The organism is Variovorax glucosi, assembly GCF_051216695.1.
In the GTDB taxonomy this organism is placed as follows: Bacteria; Pseudomonadota; Gammaproteobacteria; order Burkholderiales; family Burkholderiaceae_C; genus Variovorax.
The window spans coordinates 1-1,484 of record NZ_JBPJZE010000080.1; the positions used below are offsets into that span (position 1 = coordinate 1).

Consider the following 1,484-nt stretch of genomic DNA (forward strand, 5'->3'; position numbering starts at 1 on the left):
CTATAGCGATGGCGACTGACAAACCGAGTCGCCTTTGCGTGTTACCTTGAATCGATGAAGCACCCTGTCCGCCGCTGGCTCATTGGCATTGCCGTTGCACTGCTGCTGGGCGTGGGCGCGCTGGTGTGGGTGGTGAGCGCGCGCCTGCCCACCGACGACGAGGTGGCCGCGAAAATCGCCGAAGGCTTCGAGAAGCGCTTCGGCGTTGCCCTGAAGGTCGGCGGCGCCCACTGGTCGCTGCTGCCGGTGCCCGTGCTGGTGCTGTCCGACATCGCCACCGACCAGCCGCGCCCCATCACCCTGCGCCGCGCCACCGTGCGGCTGCAGCTCGCGCCGCTGCTGCAGCGCGTCATTGCCGTGGACGACGTCGAAATCGAAAGCCTGGTGCTGCCGCGCGCCTCGGTGCGGGCGTTCCGCGGCAAGGGGCCCAAGCCGCAGGAGGGCAGTGGCAACGTCGTCGCGCTGCCCGCGCCATGGACGCTCGCGCCCGTGCCCGTGGAACTGCTGCGCTGGCGCGACGTGGTCTGGATCGACCGGCGCGACATCTCGCTGGCCTACGACGGCGACGTCCGCTTCGACCCCGGCTGGCGCCCGCGCCAGGCCCGGCTCGAGCGCGCCGGTGTCACGCCACCCGTGCGCCTGCGCCTCGACCGCCAAGCCGGACAGGACCGCTGGCGCACCCGCATCGATGCGGGCGGTGGCACCTGGAACGGCGTCTCCCGCTTCGAGACATTACCGGGCGGAAAGCTGCAGCTGTCGGCCGAGCTGGAGCCGCGCCAGATCGACATCGAGAGCCTGGTGCAGGCCTTCGACCGCCGCACCTCGGTGGCCGGCAAGTTCTCGGGCAACACCACGCTCGTGGCCGAGGCCGGGAGCGCCGAGGAACTGGGCGCGCTGATCCGCAGCCTGCACACCCGCACCACCTTCTCGGTGCAGCCCGCCACGCTCACCAAGCTGGACGTGGCCAAGGCCGTCGCCACCGCAGGCGTCAGCCGCGGGGGCACGACGCAGCTGGACGAACTCACCGGCACGCTCGACACCCAGGGCACCGAAGACGGCGTGGTGATTCAGTACACCAACCTCAAGGCCCGCTCGGGCGTGCTCACGGCAAGCGGCAACCTGAAGCTGTTCAACCGCAAGCTCGACGGCGAGATCGCGGTGGACCTTGTCGACGGCGTGATCGGCGTGCCGCTGAAAATCGGCGGCACCGCGAGCGAGCCCGAGCTGTCGCTGACCGGCGCCGCGCTCACCGGCGCGGCCATTGGCAGCGCGGTGCTGCCGGGCGTGGGCACGGCCATCGGGGCGCGCGTGGGGCAGCAGGTGGAGAAGATGTTCGGCGGGAGCAAGCCGAAGCCCAAGCCCAAGCCGGCATCCAGGCCGCGCACCGGCCCTAGGCAAACGCCTTGATCGCCGCCGGCACCGTCAGCACCGCCGTGTAGTACCCCATGAACTGCACGCCGGTGTTGAACCCGATTGCGCGAGAC

At 70.7% G+C, this 1,484-nt stretch carries 1 protein-coding gene; it reads left to right on the forward strand.

The window, feature by feature from the left end:
- Positions 1-54 precede the first annotated feature (54 nt).
- Positions 55-1,407: a hypothetical protein gene (locus ACSFA3_RS23035; RefSeq protein ID WP_435469843.1), complete on the forward strand. Its 1,353-nt coding sequence runs from the start codon at positions 55-57 to the stop codon at positions 1,405-1,407.
- Positions 1,408-1,484 lie beyond the last annotated feature (77 nt).

What these genes read in the sequence shown, in the direction of transcription:
- ACSFA3_RS23035 (WP_435469843.1), top strand. Translation starts at nt 55, where the DNA reads ATGAAGCACCCTGTCCGCCGCTGGCTCATTGGCATTGCCGTTGCACTG.